We start from the raw sequence: 17,175 nt of genomic DNA on the forward strand, positions 1-17,175 counted from the left end.
TGCTCCTACGGCGCGTGCACCGCGCGCTTGATGTCGTCGGCGAGCGGACCGAGGGTGCAAGCAAGCGCCACATTGGTCAGGATGACCGCCGACACGCCCGCGCGGGGATCCACCCACCCATGGTGGCCATAAGCGCCGCCCCACTGAAAGCTCCCCGCCGTCAGCGCCGAGCCGCTCTGCGATGGATCGCGAACCACGGCCACGCCATAGCCATATCCAATTCCGGGGCGCAAAAGCGATGACGTGAAATCGCCAATTTGATTGCGCGTCATCTCGGCCACCGTCTCCTCGCGCAGGATGGGCGCGCCGCCGGTGCGCAGCGCCTCGAGGAACCCGAGCACGTCGCGCGCGGTGCCGGCCATGCCCGCGCCGCCCGAGGGATACGAGTCGGGATCGAAAATGCGGGTGGGGCTGAATTGGATTTGCGTGGGCCCCAAGGCGACCACGTGCGGCTCCGACATGGGGACCGGCCCTTTCGGTCCGCTCGCGTAGTGCGTGACCAGGCGCGTTCGGTCGACCACCTCGAACGCCGTGTCCTTCATCCCCAGCGGCGCCGTGATCACCCTTTGAACCACCTCGGCGAAGCCCGCGGGCGATCCGGCGCCGCCCGCGCGTGCCACCACCCCGCCGAGCACGTCGGACGCGAGCGAGTAACCCCACGCGGAGCCCGGCTCGTAGAGCAGCGGCACCGAGCCAAGGCGGCGCAGGTTCTCCTCGAGCGACACGCCGCGAACGTCACCGCCATCGGAGACGCCGGCGCGGTGGTATGGCCCACCCTCGATCTCGAGGAACCGATAGCCGAGGCCCGCCGTGTGCGTGAGCAAGTGGCGCACGGTGATGACCGGCTCGCGCCCGTCTTCGAGCTTGGGGCGAAATGCGGGGAGCCAGCGGGTCACCGGATCGTCCAGGCGGAGCGCGCCCGCGTCCAGGAGCGCGAGCGCCGCGGCTGCCGCGATGGGCTTCGTGAGCGACGCGAGGAGGAAGATGGCGTCCTCGCGCATGGGGCGCCCAGCCTCGCGATCGGCGAAGCCTACGGCGCGCTCGTAGGCGAGGTGCCCATCGCGGGCGACGAGCACCACCGCGCCCACGATGCGCCGTTCGCCGAGGGCCCGTTCGAGCACGGCATCGACGCGGCGCGCGAGCGCCGCGTCTGGGATGGATGCCGTGCCGTTCGTCATGCTCCGTTCCGCGCGAACCAACCGCGGAGGATGTCGGCCGTGGTCTCGACCTGCTCGTTCATCAGGGTGAAATGATCGCCCGGGACGTCGAGGATTTCGAGCGGGATGTCCCAGGTGGCCTTCCAGAACTCCTCTTGCACGTCCTCGGCCTTCCACTCGGGGATCGGCTCGGTGGCGCGGATGAGGACGATGGGGGCCTGGATCGACTCGGGCTTCCAGTGCTCGAACTGGTCGAAGTAGCCGGCCATGGCCGTGAGCTGGTCGTCGGTGGTCAGGCCGAACGACTGCTCGCGCACCGCCAGGGTCTGCAGCGGGCGGTGCACCTTCTCCCAAGCGCGCTCGCGCACCGGGAGCGCGTCGAGGAAGACGACCGCCTTCGGAAAGACACCCTGCTTCTCGAGGTACGCGGCGACGGCGTGGACCACCCAGCCGCCGGAGGAGTAGCCGGCCAGCATGAAGGGCGTATCGCCCATCTGACGGCGGATGGCGTCGGCGTGCATCTTGATGACCACCTCGCGGGTGGCGGGGAGCGGCTCGCCGTCGCCGAAGCCGGGGTTGGCGAAGGCGTAGACATCGCGCTCCTTGTGGAAGCGCGCGGCGAGGTGCGCGTAGTTGTGCGGACCCGAGGGGGCCACGATGGGGGGCAGGCACACGAGGGCCGTCTTCGGGCCCTCGGCGAGCTTGACCGCCTCCATCGGCTTGCCGAACTCCTCCGCGTTCTGCATGACCGGGCGCAGCTTGGCGCATGCGCGCAGCAGCTGGATGCCTTCCGCGACCAACATGCGCTGGCACGCGCTTCGGTAGAGCAGGCGGATGCTCGCCGTGGGGCTGACCGCCGAGGCGTTGGCGTCGCCGGCTTCGCCCGCGGCTCCTTGGTTCGCGGTCGGTGCGGCGGCGGCGCGCGGGGCATGCTCGGCCCACGCCTTGGCCACTTGCTGCGAGAGCGCGACGCAGTTGGGGTGCTCGAGCACGATGGCGGCGTGCAGCTTCAGACCGGTGCTCGCCACGAGGCGCTTGCGCAGATCCACCGCGGCGAGCGAGTCGAAGCCGAGGTCGAGGAAGCGCACCTCGGGGTCGACGTCGTTCGGCGAGCCGTAGCCCAGGATGGCGGCGGCGTGCGTGCGCACCAGCTCGACGAGGATGGGACGAATCTCGGCCTCGGAGGCGGCGGCCAAGCGCTGCACCCAGGGGGAGGGGGCGTTCGCCGGGGTGGCTTCCGCGGGCGCATCTGCGCTGGGCGACGAAGCCGGCGCCGGACGCGTCTCGGGGATGTCGTCGAACAGGCGGATGGTCCTGCCGGGGCTCAAGGTGGGCAGGAAGGTGGGCCAGTTCACGTCGATGACCGTGAGCGCCGTGTCACCGCGGGCGACCGCTTGCCAGAGGGCTTCGGTGGCCACCGTCGGGGCCATGGGCGGCACGCCGTGGCGGCGCAGGTGCTTGTCGAGGGTGGGATCGGCCGCCATGCCGGCCTCCGCCCACGGTCCCCAGGCCACGGAGGTCGTGGGGAGGCCGCGCGTGCGGCGCTGATGGGCGAGGGCCTCGAGGAACGCGTTGGCCGCGCCGTAGGCCGTCTGGCCGCGCGCGCCCCACGTGCCGGCCACGGACGAGAAGAGCACGAAGGCATCGAGCGCCGGGATCGACGGGAGCGCCGTGAGCGCGTCGAAGTGAACGGCGCCCTCCACCTTGCCGGCGACGACCTCGGCGAACTCCTCCAAGGTCGTATCCGTCAGCGGCGCGATGCGCCCCACGACGCCGGCGGCATGCACCACCGAGGTGACGGGCTCCGGGAGCGATGTGAGCAGCTTGACGATGGCGTTCGAGTCCGCGATGTCGCAGGCCGCGACCGTGACGTGCGTGCCCAGCGCCACCAACTCCGCCATGAGCTCCGGGGCGCCCGGCGCATTCAAGCCGCGCCGGCTGACGAGCACCAGGCGCTTGGCCCCATGGCGCGCGAGCCAGCGGGCCGACTGCGCACCCAGCGCGCCCGTGCCGCCGGTGATGAGGACCGTTCCCTGCGGCTGCCACGGCTTCTCCGGCGCGGGCGTCTCCGCCCGCACCAAGCGCCGCACCCACGCGTTCTCCCCGCGCAGCGCGATCTCGCGCTCCGCCTCGTCACCATGCTCGCTGGCGAGCACGCGGGCGAGGGCCGAGGCGCTCGCCGGATCCAGGTTGGCGTCGCCCGCGGGAAGGTCGATGAGGCCACCCCAGCGGGTCGGCTGCTCCAGCCCGACGATGCGTCCGAGGCCCCACACCATCGCTTGCGTGGGGCTCTGCAGCGCGTCCGCATCGGAGATGGACACCGCGCCTTGCGTCACGCACCAGAGCGGGATCTGCGTGTTCAGATCGTGAAGCGCCTGCGTCGCGGCCACCGTGAGGGCGACACCCGTGGCCAGCGCGCGGTGCTCGCCGTGCGGCGCCTCGTCGAGCGCGAGCAGCGACAGCACCCCGCGCACGCCCTCCGCGGCCAGCTCCTGCTCCAAGCGCGCGCGCAGCGTCTCGCGGTGCGCGTCGCTGCCTTGCAGCTCCATGCGGATGACCGAGGCGCCCGAGCCCTCGAGCCCGCGCAGCACCGTCGCCACGCGCGCGTCGTTGCTCCGCGAGGCCGGCACGAGCGCGAGCCATGTGCCACCGGTGCGCGGCGGCGCCGAGGGCTGGAACGGGTTCCACGTGACCCGGTAGTGCCACTTGGCCACCGGGTTGGTGGCCGGCGCGGCGCCGCCCTCGGGCGCGAGGCGCGGGGCCTCGAGCCAAAAGCGCTGCCGCTGGAAGGCGTATGTCGGCAGATCGATCCGCTGCGGGCCGCGGCCGGTGAAGGCCGCCTGCCAGTTGACGTCGACGCCGCGAACGTACAGCTCGGCGAGCGCCGTCATCAAGGTCTCCACCTCCGGGCGCTTGGCGCGCAGCGACGGCACCAGGACCGCGCGCTCGCTGTGCTCCTCGCTCAGGCAGCCCTGGCCCATGGCCGTGAGGATGGCGTCGGGGCCGAGCTCCAGGAACGCCGTCACGCCCTTGTCTTGGAGGGTGCGCATCCCGTCGAAGAACCGCACCGCCTGGCGCACGTGCCGCACCCAGTACTCGGCCGATCCGAGCTCCTGGGCGGTGGCGAGCTCCCCGGTCACGTTCGAGACGATGGGGATGGCCGGGGGCGCGAACGCCACCGACTCGGCCACCCGCCGGAACGTGTCGAGCATGCTGTCCATGTGCGGCGAGTGGAACGCGTGGCTGACCCGCAGGCGCTTGATTTTGCGGCCCTTCGCCTCCCACGCGCGGGCGACCTCCATGACCGCCTCTTCGTCCCCCGCGATCACGGTCGACAGCGGGCCGTTCACGGTGGCGATGTCGACCATGCCGCCCTCGGGCAAGGTCGCACGAACCTCGTCCTCGCGCCCCTGCACGGCGACCATGGCGCCGCCCGGGCGGCACGCTTGCATCAACCGGCCGCGCGCGGCGACCAGGGCGCACGCGTCCTCGAGCGCGATCACGCCGGCCACGTGCGCGGCCGTGAGCTCGCCAATCGAGTGCCCGATGAGGAAGTGGGGCGTGATTCCCCACGCTTCCATCAGCCGGAACAGCGACACCTCGACGGCGAACAGGGCGGTCTGCGTGTAGACGGTCTGGTCCAAGAGCTGCGCGTCGGGCGAGCTCTCGTCGGCGAAGATCACCTCTCGCAGCGAGCGCCCGAGGTGGCCATCGAGCTGCGCGCACACGGTGTCGAACGCATCGGCGAAGGGCGGAAACGCCTCGTAGAGCGCGCGGCCCATGCCCAGGCGCTGGCTTCCCTGGCCGGTGAATAGGAAGGCGAGCTTGCCGCCCGGCTGCACCACACCTTGGAAGATCCCCGGCGCGCTCTGCTCGTTCGCGATGGCCGTGAGGCCCCGAAGAACCCCTTCGCGCCCTTCGGCCAGCACCACCGCGCGGTGCTTGAAGTGCGTGCGCGCGGCCAGCGAGTAGCCCACGTCGATGGGCTCCCAGTCGGCCGCCTCCCAGCGCAGTCCGAGCTGCGCGGCTTGCGCGCGAAGCGCCGGGGCGCCTTTGCCCGAGATGGGAAACGGCAGGAGCGACACGGTCCACGGCTCACAATTCGCGACGCCGGACGCCGGCGGCGCACTCTCGGGATCGTCCGTCTCGAGCACACCCACGGCGGCGCCGGGGGCCTCCTCGAGGATCACATGGCCGTTGGTGCCGCTGACCCCGAAGGCCGACACGCCGCACCGGCGCGGATGGCCCGCGCGCAGCCACGGCTTGGCCTCGGTCAACAAGGACACGGCGCCGGCCGACCAATCGATGTGCGGCGAAGGCTCCGATACGTGCAAGGTCTTGGGGAGCACCCCGTGGTGCATCGCCATCACCATCTTGATGACGCTGCCCACCGCGGCCGCCGCCTGGGTATGGCCGATGTTCGATTTGAGCGAGCCCAGCGCCAGCGGCTTACCGTCCGGACGCCCTTGCCCGTAGGTAGCGAGCAGCGCCTGCGCCTCGATCGGATCGCCCAAGGTGGTTCCGGTGCCGTGCGCATCGACGGCATCGACCTCCGCCGCCGTCAGCCCCGCGTTGGACAGCGCCTGGCGGATGACCCGCTTCTGCGCCGGCCCGTTGGGGGCGGTGAGGCCATTGCTCGCACCATCTTGATTGAGCGCCGTGCCGCGAACGAGCGCCAGCACCTGGTGCCCATTGCGCCGGGCATCCGACAGGCGCTCCAGAACGAGCATGCCGGCGCCTTCGCCCCAGCCCGTGCCATCGGCGTCCTTCGAGAACGACTTGCATCGTCCATCGGCCGACAGGCCGCGCTTGACGCTGAACTCCAGGAACACGCCCGGCGTGGCCATCACCGTGGCCCCGCCCGTCAACGCCAGCGAGCACTCGCCGTTGCGCAGGGCCTGGCACGCCAGGTGGAGCGACACCAAGGACGAGGAGCACGCCGTATCGACGGTGAGCGCGGGGCCCTCGAGACCCAGAGTGTACGCAACGCGCCCCGACGCGGCGCTGGTCAGGCTCCCCATGAGGAGGTGCCCATTGAAGTCTTTCGGCGGCTCGTGCCAATTCGGACCGTAGTCCTGGTACGCGATGCCGACGAACACCCCCGTCCGGCTGCCACGAAGCGACACGGGGTCGATGCCCGCGCGCTCCAGCGCCTCCCACGAGGTTTCGAGCAGCACGCGCTGCTGCGGATCGAGCGCGGCCGCCTCGCGCGGGCTGATACCAAAGAACGCCGGATCGAACTGATCGACGTCGTGAATGAATCCGCCCTCGCGCGTGTACGTCTTACCGAGCTGGCCCGGCTCCGGATCGTACACGCCGTCGACGTCCCACCCGCGATTTTCGGGCATCGTCGAAATGGCATCCCGACCGGCCGAGACGAGCTCCCAGAGCTGCTCGGGCGAGGTAATTCCACCGGGATAACGACAACCCATGCCAACGATGGCAATCGGATCGTCGTGCATGCCCGATTTTTCCGGCTCGGGGACGTCGGCCGCCGTGTGCTCTCCCAGGAGCTCGGCCACCAGATAGTCGACCAGCGCGCCGGGCGTGGGGTAATCGAAAAACGAAGTAGCCGGCAAGCGGAGCCCGGTAGCCTCGGACAACCGATCGCGCAGTTGGTTGGCGTACTTTTGATAAATTCCCAACTGCCGCCAAGGGGCATCGGCCTCGATGATCTGCGGATTGCCGCGGCCGGTGATCCCGGCGACATGGCCTGCGACCAGCCCCAACAAGATGCTGGTCCGCTCCGAGCCGGAGACGCCAACCAATCGCCTTCGCAGCCCGCCCGGCCAGCCGCGCTCGCGGCCCTCGCCGATTTCCCGAGCCGTACGGAGGCCCGAGACGGGTGTTAAGTCCGCTGCACCGATATTTTCGGACGGGTCGATCCTCCGCGGGATGACGGACTCAGACGACTTTGCCATATGAAACTCCTTGCTGGGAAAAATCTGCAGGAGACGGATTGTTGTTTGTAATTCACCGTGATCGAATTAATTCCAGATAAAGATCACGGCTGCGTCACTGCCTCGACCTGCCAAAACGCCGCAGATTCGGCGAAAGCGAAAACGGAAACCGCTAGGAAAACCTTCCCCGGAGTGACCAGGAACGGGAGCTCGAGGATCGAGCTCCTACACGCGCACGAACTGACGGTTTGATCTTCGTTATTTGCAGTACGCACGAGCGCTCATCGCGAGACCCGGCATTTGCCGATGTCTGCGACACATTTGTGTGATTGGGACGAATCGAATCGAGTTGAGGTCTCCCGGGTGTCGTCGGCATACCTGCATCACGACCGCGCGCGGGGTGGTAGTGGTGACCACCGCAAAACGCGCCCGACGCCGCACCAAACCAGCGCTGCATCGGCCAAACGGGAAACCCTCGCTCGCCCTTCCCAATCGCAGGTGCTCGCAATCGGAATGGGAGGCGACTACTAGGCAATTAACATCCCCAGCTCTCGACCGCAAGCGTCATTTGCGTAAAAGATTTTGCAGATCAATGTCTTAGTGAAATTCCAATCTGCCTACCGTTTGGCCAACGCATCGCCCCTTGTCTTACCCTCGATGTCCATCACTCATGGCCCCCGCCATGTGCGCGGCGTTCCTCTCCATGTGAACAAATCCCATGAATCCGAATGGGAATAACGAATATTCACAATAAGACCAAATACGAATTAGTCTTCATGTTACCGGTAAAGAGATACAAACCGGTGATGGTTTTGAAGGGCGTTCGCTAAAATGAGCGGAAAAAGCCAGGGTGAGAAGGGGAGGGGCTCAGATGGGATCGCAGGATTCAAGCGATCGTATGATTTGTTCGAAATGAGCGAAAGTCGCATGCGTGGCACGCGCGGGCGAATCATCGATGAACGGCGTGCGCCAGTGGCTGGCGTGAATCTGCAATGTGCGGTTGTTTGATGTGCACGGTCGTCTGCGATGTGGAGGGGTTTGCGGTGCCCCGCCATTGGCGATGTGCCCTTGCGAGGACGGTTGTCCGCGATGCGCCCGCGAGGACGGTCGTCTGCGATGCACCTGCGAGGACAGGTCGTCGGAATGCGCCTGCGTGGCGTGAGTCGAACGCTGCGCCGTCTTCGGCGATGTGAAGGCGTCGGCGATGGGCCTGCCGTGGGCGGTCGTCTGCGACGTTTCTGCGACGCGAAGGTGTCGTGTTGTGCCTGCGATCACCTTCGTCACCGGGCGCGACGGGGAGCACGGAGCCCGCACCCGCGATGCACGCCACGGATAGGGCGCCGCGCGCGCAGATCGCCAAGCCTCGCCACGTACGAAGGCAGACGCCTCCCAGCAGAGCACGTCCACACGTTACGCGGAGGCGGACGGCACCCTCAGAGCACGCCCACACTCATGGAGGCGGGTAGCACCCTCAGAGCACGTCCACACTTTGCGCGAAGGCAGACGCCTCCCCGAGCACGTCCACACTTTGCGAAGGCAGACGCCTCCCCGAGCACGCCCACACGTTACGCGGAGGCAGACGGCACCCTCGGAGCACGCCCACACGTTACGCGGAGGCGGACGGCATCCTCAGACCACGTCCACACGTCTCCGCGCAGCCCGCGACGGCGTTTGGCGCGCAGGGGCCAAACGCTCTTTGCGGATACTTTGAAAAATTCGCCGCGAGGGCAAACCGACTCTCGGCCCACCGCCCGCGCCCGGCGCAGCCCCGAAGGGGCGCCATTTCGGCGCAAGCGAGCCGCCTCGCCGCTTCCTCGGGGGTCGCGGCGGTGCATCCCTGGTGGCGCGCTGCTGCAGAATTGCAGCCGACGGCCAACCTTCGACGAACTAAGCTAGCTTGGCGTTGTGCTGCTTCGCGAACTCGGACAGACCGATCTTGTCGATCGTGCGGAGATCGCGCGTGGTGACGTTCAACGTCACGAATTTGTTGAGCTCGGGTACCCAGAGCCGGCGCGTCTGGATGTTCAGATTCTGCCAGCGCTTGGTCTTGATGTTCGAGTGCGAGACGTTTTGCGCCTTGAGCTTGCGCTTGCCTGTAATGTCACTTTTAGCCATGGCGAGGGGCGCAACCTGGCGAAAAAAACGCCTCGTGTCAAGAGCTGCCGAGCTTTCCGGCGCTATTCGGAGGTCATCGAGGTGAGCGGAGGGCGATCTTCGGCCCCAGGACCCACGATCCGGTGCACATCGACCTTCCGCGCTTCCCTGGCGAACGCGACCGCGAGCAGCTGAAAAATCGCAAACGCCATCAGCGCGGCCGATACGAACTCGCCCACCGCCCCCACCACGAAGCCCCACGGCCCGTACAGCTGGCTGTTGCTGCCCAAGGTCTGCAGCCCCAAGCGGACCGCATGCCCGAAAATCACGAGCAAGGCCCACGCGGTGCACGCCCCCGTGGTCTCCTCGCCCATGAAGCCGCAAAAGGCCGTCAGGGCGGTCAGCAGGGTGGCGCCGTGGATGATGCGCAGCACGGTCTCCCCCTCGGCGGCCGCGTCCAAACCAAGGCCCACCATGGCCGGCGCCGACAGCAAAATCGTGAGCGCCAGGATGATGCGCGCAGCCCGAAAGGCGCGGTAGCGGGCCCGAAAGAAGAGCGCGCCCGGCAGCAAGGTCACCATCACCAGGCCGGCCGCCGCCCAGAAATGACCCTGGAAGCCCAGCGCGGCCAGCGGCCCCTCCCCGAGCGCGCCAAGGGCCAGCGGGACCAAGCCCGCGATGACCGCAAGCGACGCGCGCGCGGCATACGGCGCGGGAAGGAGCGCGGCCAGCAGGGCCACCACCGCGGTCGCGAGCGAGCCGTTGAAGACGTTGCGCGAGTGCGGTCCAAACCCCAGGCGCGATGCCACGGCGACCGCCGCAAAGGCGAGCGCAAAGCCCACCAACCAAATGCGCACCGCGCGCTGGGCCGGGGCGATGGGGGCCACCTCTTCGCGCAGGATGTCGGACGCCAGCACCGGCGGCTTGATGGGGGCCGGCGGCACGATCGTGATGGGGCGTACGTCGGGCGGGAGGGAGGACGTCGACATCGGCGGCGGCGGAGGCGTGAGGGGCGGCACCGAGTCCATCAGCCTTCGCCCCTAGCGTAGCGCCGTTCGGACGAGCTTTGCCACCAAGCTTCGACACCAATTTCGCACGGCGTCGAAGCCCACCCCGCGCGCGAGCGACCGTTCGTCCATGTAAAGACGTCGCGCCAGCTCGACCTGCACGGCATGGAGCCCTTTGTGAGGCTGACCATAGTGCCTCGCGGAAAAGCCACCGCGGTAGGGATCGTCGTGGCGCACGGTGTAGCCATATGCGCGGGCGTGTGCATCCACGCATTCGATGAAGACGGAGGCGGACGTGGTTCGACCTTGCGTTCCGGGTACAATGTCGGCTCTTGGCGCACCGGGTTCTCCGTTCAGCGTTCGCGCGCTGCTCGGCATCGAGTGCGCGGCGAGCAAAACCGCGTATCCGAACCGCTCGCGTTTGCGCTCCAGCACCGACCAAAGCGTGCGGTGGTAAGGGCGATGGATGCGATCGATGCGCTCGTCGAGCTCCGCGAGCGAGAGGGGGCGCGCGAGGGCCGGCTGCCCATCCGTGGTGAGGCGCCATACGAGCCCGCGCGGCATGCGCGCCGAGCCATGGTTCGTGCCCCCACGAAACGAGGCCGGCGCCGCGACGGCCTCGCGATCCCAATCTTCTTCGCCGCGATTCAAATCGAGCACGTAGCGCGACGTGTGCGCGACCAGCAAGGTGGCCCCTTCGCTCGGCGCGTCGGCATAGAGCTCGTCGACATAGAGATCCGCGTCTTGGGCGATGGAGCGCGCGGGCGCGGTGAGATTGGCGAGGTAGGTGGCCGGAACCTCCAACCCCGCGTGAGGCACCTCCACGACGACCGGGGACTCCCCGCGCTCCGGCTCGATGAGGGTAAAGAGCGCCTTCTGCACGACAGCCCCCAACGCTAGCCTGATTTTGCGTCACGCGCGAGTCATGCGCGAGGGTGGGCGCGCGCATGGGCACGACGAACGTGCTCCTGGGCGACGCGGGTGTAGATTTCGGTTGTGCCGAGGTCAGCATGACCGAGCATGGCTTGAACCGCGCGCAAGTCGGCGCCGCCATGCAGAAGATGCGTAGCAAAGGAGTGGCGCAGCTTGTGCGGCGAGAGCGTGGCGGTGATGCCGGCGATGGCCGCGTAGCGCTTCAAGAGCTTCCAAAAGCCTTGCCGCGTGAGCGGCCCACCGCGCGGCGAGACGAAGAGGACCCGGGTGTCGGGGCGCGCATGACGGTTGCGCGCGCCCTCGACATAGGTCTTCACGTGCGCGAGCGCGACCTCGCCCACCGGCACCAGCCGCCGCTTTCCTCCTTTGCCGAGGCAGCTCACCACGCCGCGCTGCATGTCCAGCTCCGAGAGCTTGAGGGCGCATAGCTCGCTCACGCGCAGGCCCGACGCGTACATCAAATGAATCATGGCGGCGTCGCGCACGCCCCTCGGCTTCGCGAGGTTGGGCGTGGCCAAGAGGCGCTCCACCTCGGGGAAGGAGAGGATGCGCGGGAGCTTGCGTCCCAGCTTGGGGCGATCGATGAGCGCCGTGACGTCGGCGGGGATGACGCGTTCGCGCACCAGGAACCGAAAGAAGCCGCGCAGCGCGGAGAGCTGCCGCGCGCTCGAGCGGGCGCCGAACCCGCTGCGCACGTTGTCGGCCAAGAGCTCGGCGATGTGGGCGATCGTGATGGTCTTCACATCGTCCGTGGCCACGTGCGACGCGAGCCGGTTCAAGTCGCGCGCGTACGCGTCGAGCGAATTTTTGGCGAGCGCCCGCTCGACCCGCAGGTGGTTCAAATAAGCGTCGATCCAGCCGTACAAGTCCATGCGCGTAGGTCACGCCATGTTACGGGAGCCGCCCGCGCAATGCGATTTTTCAGCGGGCCGCCGCCGATCACGCCGCGGCCACGAGCTCGGCGAGCAGCGCGGTCGGATCGTCTTGCCGCATCAGGATCTCGCCGAGGAGGGCGCCATCGGCCCTTCCTCGGGCCACCGCGCGCACATCGTCGGGCGTCTTGAGGCCCGAGAGATGAAGCGCCACCCGCCCCTCGGGAATGGCCGCCACCAGGCTGGCCGCGCGCGCGGGATCCATGCGCAAGGTGTCGAGATCGCGCGCATTGACGCCGATGAGGCGCGCCTCCGTGGCGAGCGCGATGCGGAGCTCGGCCTCCGTGGCCACCTCCACCAGCGGCTCGAGGCCCGCGTCGCGCGCCGCCGTGACCAAGCTGCCCAGCTGCTCGGGGCTCACGATGCGCACGATGAGCAGCGCCAGATCGGCCCCCGCCGCCGAGGCGCGCCGGAGCTGCACGGGGTCCAAGATGAACTCCTTGGCGAGGATGGGCGTGGATAGCCCTTCGCTCTCCAAGGCCGCACGCACGCGCGTGACGTCCTCGTAGGAGCCCCCGAAGAAGGGACCGTCGCAAAGCACGCTGATGGCGCTCGCCCCCGCGCGGGCGTAGGCGCGCGCGCGATCGTCGACGCCCATGGCGGTCGAGAGCGCGCCCGCGCTCGGGCTCTTGCGCTTGATCTCCGTCAGGAGCCGCAGCGGTGCCCCCGATGGGCGGGCCAGCCGCTCGGCCACGCCTTCACGGCGCGCGCCGGGGGCCGCGGGGCTCTCCTTCGCTAGCTCGAGCTTCAGGGCCTCGATTTCGGCCCGTTTGGAGGCCACAATGGCGTCCAGAACCCTTTCGCGACGCGCTTCACCCATGGTCGGGCCGCCTCCTCGCGGTGGCTCTTCGCCAAGCTTCGAGCACCGCGATCGCCTTGCCGGAGACGATGGCCTCGCGCGCGCACGCAGCCGCATCCTTCGGATCGCGCGCCACGCCGGCCACCACCAGCGCCGCGGCCGCGTTGAGCACGACGGCGTCGGTCGCGGGGTGCGGCTCGCCGCGCAGGATCGTCAGGATGGCGCGCGCGTTCTCCTCGGCCGTGGAGCCGGCGAACGTCTCGCGCCCGCGCCGCTCGAGGCCGAAGTCCTCCGGCACCACCACGCGCTCGACGAAGGTGCCGTCCTCGGTGAGCTCGGTCACCTTGGTGGCGGACGACGCGCTCATTTCGTCGAGGCCGTCGTCGCTTCGGACGACCCAAGCGGCGCGCACGCCAAGGCGGGCGAGCGCCCGCGCCATCACCGGGCGAAGCGCATCGTCGTACACGCCGACCAGTTGATGGGTGGCCCGCGCCGGGTTGGCCAGCGGGCCGATGGCATTGAAGATCGTGCGCACGCCCAGCTCGCGCCGCGCCTGGGCCGCATGCTTCAGCGCCGGGTGGTGCGCGGGCGCAAACAGAAAGGCGATGCCCACCTCGGCCAGCACCTCGGCCTGGAGCGAGGGCGGAATGTCGGTCGGAACGCCCAGCGCCTCCAGCACGTCGGCGCTCCCGCACCGGCTCGAAACGGAGCGGTTTCCGTGTTTGGCCACGCGCGGGCCGCAGGCGGCGGCCACGATGGCGGCGGCGGTCGACAGGTTGATGGTGTGCGATCCGTCTCCCCCGGTTCCGCACGTGTCGAGCACCGTCCCGCCGCCGGTGACGTCGACGGTGGTCATGGTGGCCCGAAGCGCCTCGGCGGCCGCCACGATGATCTCCGACGTTTCGCCCGCGAGGCGAAGGGCGACCGCAAAGGCGCCCGTCTGCATCGGGGTCCACTCTCCGCGCAAAATGGCGTCGAAGGCGGCGCGCACGGTGACCGCATCCGGCTCACGGGCGGTGAGCCGCGCGAGCACCTCGGCGAAGGTGATCGGGCTCACGGCGCTCACGCTGTGCCCTGCGCGGCGGGAGCGTGTTCGCGGTGCGGGGCGAGGCGCGCGAGCCAGTTGGCCATGAGGCGCTTGCCCTCTCGGGTCAGGATGCTCTCGGGGTGGAACTGCACCCCTTCGATGGGGAGCGTGCGATGGCGCAAGCCCATGATTTCCCCTTCCTGCGTCCAGGCGGAAATCTCGAGCTCACCCGGAAACGAGGCGCGCTCGACCAGCAGCGAATGGTACCGTGTGGCCTCGAAAGGGGAGGGGAGTCCGGAAAAAACACCCCGTCCGTCGTGCACGATGGGGGACGTCTTGCCGTGCATGAGCCGCTCGGCGGAAACGACATGGCCACCAAAGGCTTGCCCGATCGCCTGGTGTCCAAGACACACACCGAGCAAGGGCATCGTACCGCCTCGTTGTTGGAGCTCGCGCACCACGTCGAGGCAGATGCCGGCCTCGTTCGGGGTGCATGGGCCGGGCGAGAGAAGGATCCCGTCGGATCCGGAGGCAAGGACATCGGCGGCCGCCATTTCGTCGTTTTTGACCACCCGCGTTTGCGCTCCGAGCTCGCCGAGGTATTGCACGAGGTTGAAGGTGAACGAGTCGTAGTTGTCGACGACGAGGACGCGCAGCGGCGGCGATGGCGCGGAGGAGGAACGCGGTGTGGAGCCGAAAAGAGTCCCCGAGGCAGTGGGGGCGGGCGCGGACATCGCGCACAAGGTGCACGCGAGCGTCCGCCATGTAAAGTGTGGAACGTTGACATTCAAGGTGAAGGGCACGTAACTTCTCGCGAAAGTCTCTGGCGAATGCAGGAGCCCGATGGCCGAAGAAAGAAAGCCTAAGATCGATCTGAAGGCGCGACTTGGAAAGGGCTCCGCAGGTGGGGGTGCAAATCCCACGGCCGGCGCCGCGATTCCGGTTCCCGTCCCCCAGCCTGACCAGGCGCCGCCGCCGGTCATGCCGCCGCCTCCGATGCCGGGCATCCCGGTCGGTTCACCGTCCCCGTTCGCGGTCGATCCGTCGAATCCCTTGGCCGCCGTGGCCGCTCCCTACCGTCCGCCGGCACCGCCGCAGCCCACGCGGATCGAGGTCGATGAGGCCACGGTCCAGCAGGCCCGCACCGGCGCGCGCAAGCAGGGGTTGCTGGTGGCCGCCGTGGCCGCGGTCGTCTTTTTGGGGGTCGGCTACATCGCAGGCCAAGCCGCGGAGAGCGGTGAAGGTCGCAACAAGAGCCGAAAAGACGCGTCCGAGCTCGCGAGCGATGTGGGCGCGGCCAAGACGAAGCTGCAGCAGCTGGCCGAGAAGCTCGAGGCCGGGCGCACGGCGCTCCTCAAGGATCGGAGCTACCCGTCGACCCTCGCGAAGGATCTCGGCGGCATCAACATCGACTTCGACGGGAGCAAGCTGGCGGGCCGGCGCTTCAGCGGTTTTCCGACCGACGTGACCTTCCAGCTCGTGGAGTTCGTGACCGCCGTGCAGGCGCTCAACGATCGCAAGCAGCTGGTGCAGGGGCTCCTCACGAAGCTGGAAAAGCCGCTCACCGACCAGCTCAAGGCCCCGCCGGGTCAGACGACCGTCAACTACGTGGTCGTCGTCGACAAGGATCCGGGCGGCAACAACTCCGCGATCCTCGCGCCCCTCACGGCGCCCATCCAGTTCACGCCGCCGAACCTGTCGCTCCCGGGCGAGTTCAATTTCACGAACCCGCTCACCGGCAGCGCGAGCAAGCTCGCCGCCTACAAGAGCGGCGACGTCTCGCGCGCTCCGGGCGCCATCTACGTGGTGCCAAAGACCTTCGACAAAGCCTGCCCCAGCGAAACCTCCGGGCAGACCGCGCAACTGGCCGCGCAGTTGGCCAACGCCATCCGCGATATCCGCGGCGAAAAAGGCGGCCCGCAAGACGTGGTCACCGACTCGAAGCCCGGCTTGCTCGAGCGCGCCGATCTTCTGGTCACGGGCCTGACCCAGCGCGTGGCGAAGTAGCCGGCCTCGAACGCGCCGAGCTAGGTCGGGATCGCTCGACCCATCACGCCGGCGCAAAGCCCCACACGAGATCGTGCGCGCTCGCCTCGTCGCGAGCCGCGCCGATCCGCGTGTAGCCGCGGGCGAGAAGGGCGGATGCGCGGAGGCTGCGGGCCACGGGTTCGGTTCGGCGGATGCTGTGGAGAAACCGAGCTACGAGGCCGGCTTGGGCGGGGGCTTCCCCCAAGACGATCACGAGGCTGCCGGCGGGCAAGCTCTCGGGTGCGGGGAGCGCGTCGGCAATTTGCTTGGTGCAGTCGAGAAATGCGCGGCCGGTGAGGGGGCCGAGCTCGATGGCCACCGCCGGCGCCGCCGGATCGTCGGACCACGCGGGAAGGCCGAACGGAACGCGGGGGACGGCGGTGCTCGCCGCGCCGGGGCGGCGAAGATGGATGGCGCGTGGCGTTGGGGGGAGCGGGCGTTGCGCGGTCATCGGGTACGCTTGCCTAGCACGGGTCCGCCGCGTAGAAGAGAGAGCGACGATGGCCACGCGCAAGGCGGTCCGCTCGAAGCCGAAAACGAGCACACGCGTCAATCCGGCGCTGGAGGCGGCCCTCACGGAGCTGCGGGAGAACGACCGGCTCCAGGCCGAGCGGCTGGCCGCCCTTTCGGGCACGGTGGCCACGCTCGCGGACACCGTTCGAGCGCAAGGGATCGAGTTTCGCGAGGAGATGAAGTCCCAACGCGAGGAGATGCGCTCCCAACGCGAAGGGATGTCCTCCTTTCGCGAGGAGATGAAGTCCCAACGCGAGGAGATGTCCTCCTTCCGCGAGGAGATGCGCTTCCTGGGGGTGCGCTTCGAGCAATTGCAGTCGCAAGTCGCGACCATGCTCGAGGGGATGCTGGCCGGATTTGCGCGGCTCGATGCCAAGATCGACGCCGTGGAGGCGCGGTTGTTGGAGCGCATCGGCGTCCTCGAAGAGGTCGTGCGCCAGAACTCGGCGGACATCCGCCAAAATTCGGCCGACATCCGCCAGAACTCGGCGGACATTCGCCAAAACTCGGACGACATCCGCCAGAACGCGGCCGACATCCGCAGGCTCGACCAACGGATCGACTCACTGCAGGAAGAGGTGGCACGCCTGCGCCACGATTTCGAGCATCGGAAGGAGCACGAGCGCTTCGACGTCCTGGAACGTCGGGTCGCCGCGCTGGAGGCGCGCCTGGGAATGCCCTCGTAAGCTATTCGCTCGAAATCGTTCGCAGCCCTGGTTTCGCAGCCCTAGCAGCCCATCGATGCTCCGCGCGTTCCTCGCTGGAGGCGCGCCTGCGAATGCCCT

General features: G+C 68.7%; 12 protein-coding genes. 2 read left to right on the plus strand and 10 right to left on the minus strand.

All coding sequences use genetic code 11. The annotated features are described in order from the left end of the window. Positions 1 to 5: 5 nt before the first annotated feature. From LZC94_11450 to LZC94_11490, 9 genes are all read right to left on the minus strand, one after another. Positions 6 to 1,178 carry a beta-lactamase family protein gene (locus LZC94_11450; GenBank protein WXB17867.1) on the minus strand — a complete coding sequence of 391 codons (1,173 nt, stop codon included), beginning with the start codon at positions 1,176 to 1,178 and terminating at the stop codon, positions 6 to 8. Next, complete coding sequence (locus LZC94_11455) at positions 1,175 to 7,078, minus strand: type I polyketide synthase (GenBank protein ID WXB17868.1); 5,904 nt, start codon at positions 7,076 to 7,078, stop codon at positions 1,175 to 1,177. The genes LZC94_11450 and LZC94_11455 overlap by 4 nt, the downstream gene beginning before the upstream one ends. Before the next feature lie 1,866 nt (positions 7,079 to 8,944). Further along, positions 8,945 to 9,172, minus strand: coding sequence for a 50S ribosomal protein L28 (rpmB, locus tag LZC94_11460; protein ID WXB17869.1), 228 nt, complete (start codon positions 9,170 to 9,172; stop codon positions 8,945 to 8,947). A gap of 62 nt (positions 9,173 to 9,234) precedes the next feature. After that, on the minus strand, positions 9,235 to 10,179 hold the full coding sequence (locus LZC94_11465; protein ID WXB17870.1) for a hypothetical protein: 945 nt from the start codon (positions 10,177 to 10,179) through the stop codon (positions 9,235 to 9,237). A gap of 12 nt (positions 10,180 to 10,191) precedes the next feature. After that, entirely contained in the window at positions 10,192 to 11,040 is an 849-nt protein-coding gene (locus LZC94_11470; protein WXB17871.1) for an N-formylglutamate amidohydrolase, read from the minus strand. 41 nt (positions 11,041 to 11,081) lie between these two features. Continuing rightward, entirely contained in the window at positions 11,082 to 11,963 is an 882-nt protein-coding gene (gene xerD, locus LZC94_11475; GenBank protein WXB17872.1) for a site-specific tyrosine recombinase XerD, read from the minus strand. A gap of 67 nt (positions 11,964 to 12,030) precedes the next feature. Then, entirely contained in the window at positions 12,031 to 12,843 is an 813-nt protein-coding gene (locus LZC94_11480) for an indole-3-glycerol-phosphate synthase (protein WXB17873.1), read from the minus strand. Then, a complete protein-coding gene (trpD, locus tag LZC94_11485) occupies positions 12,836 to 13,879 on the minus strand; it encodes an anthranilate phosphoribosyltransferase (GenBank protein WXB17874.1) in 1,044 nt (347 codons plus the stop codon). Before trpD ends, LZC94_11480 begins: the two co-directional genes overlap by 8 nt. 5 nt (positions 13,880 to 13,884) lie before the next feature. Beyond that, on the minus strand, positions 13,885 to 14,505 hold the full coding sequence (locus tag LZC94_11490) for an aminodeoxychorismate/anthranilate synthase component II (GenBank protein ID WXB20176.1): 621 nt from the start codon (positions 14,503 to 14,505) through the stop codon (positions 13,885 to 13,887). Between the two features lie 187 nt (positions 14,506 to 14,692). Here LZC94_11490 and LZC94_11495 point away from each other — a divergent pair, with 187 nt between their 5' ends. Next, a complete protein-coding gene (locus LZC94_11495; protein ID WXB17875.1) occupies positions 14,693 to 15,856 on the plus strand; it encodes a hypothetical protein in 1,164 nt (387 codons plus the stop codon). A 43-nt stretch (positions 15,857 to 15,899) separates the two neighbouring features. Here the strand turns inward: LZC94_11495 and LZC94_11500 are convergent, their stop codons facing one another. Further along, positions 15,900 to 16,328 carry a hypothetical protein gene (locus LZC94_11500; protein WXB17876.1) on the minus strand — a complete coding sequence of 143 codons (429 nt, stop codon included), beginning with the start codon at positions 16,326 to 16,328 and terminating at the stop codon, positions 15,900 to 15,902. A 49-nt stretch (positions 16,329 to 16,377) separates the two neighbouring features. Here LZC94_11500 and LZC94_11505 point away from each other — a divergent pair, with 49 nt between their 5' ends. Continuing rightward, entirely contained in the window at positions 16,378 to 17,076 is a 699-nt protein-coding gene (locus LZC94_11505) for a hypothetical protein (protein WXB17877.1), read from the plus strand. Positions 17,077 to 17,175 lie beyond the last annotated feature (99 nt).

This window comes from Sorangiineae bacterium MSr11954 (assembly GCA_037157815.1).
GTDB classification, from domain to species: Bacteria; Myxococcota_A; Polyangia; order Polyangiales; family Polyangiaceae; genus Pendulispora; species Pendulispora albinea.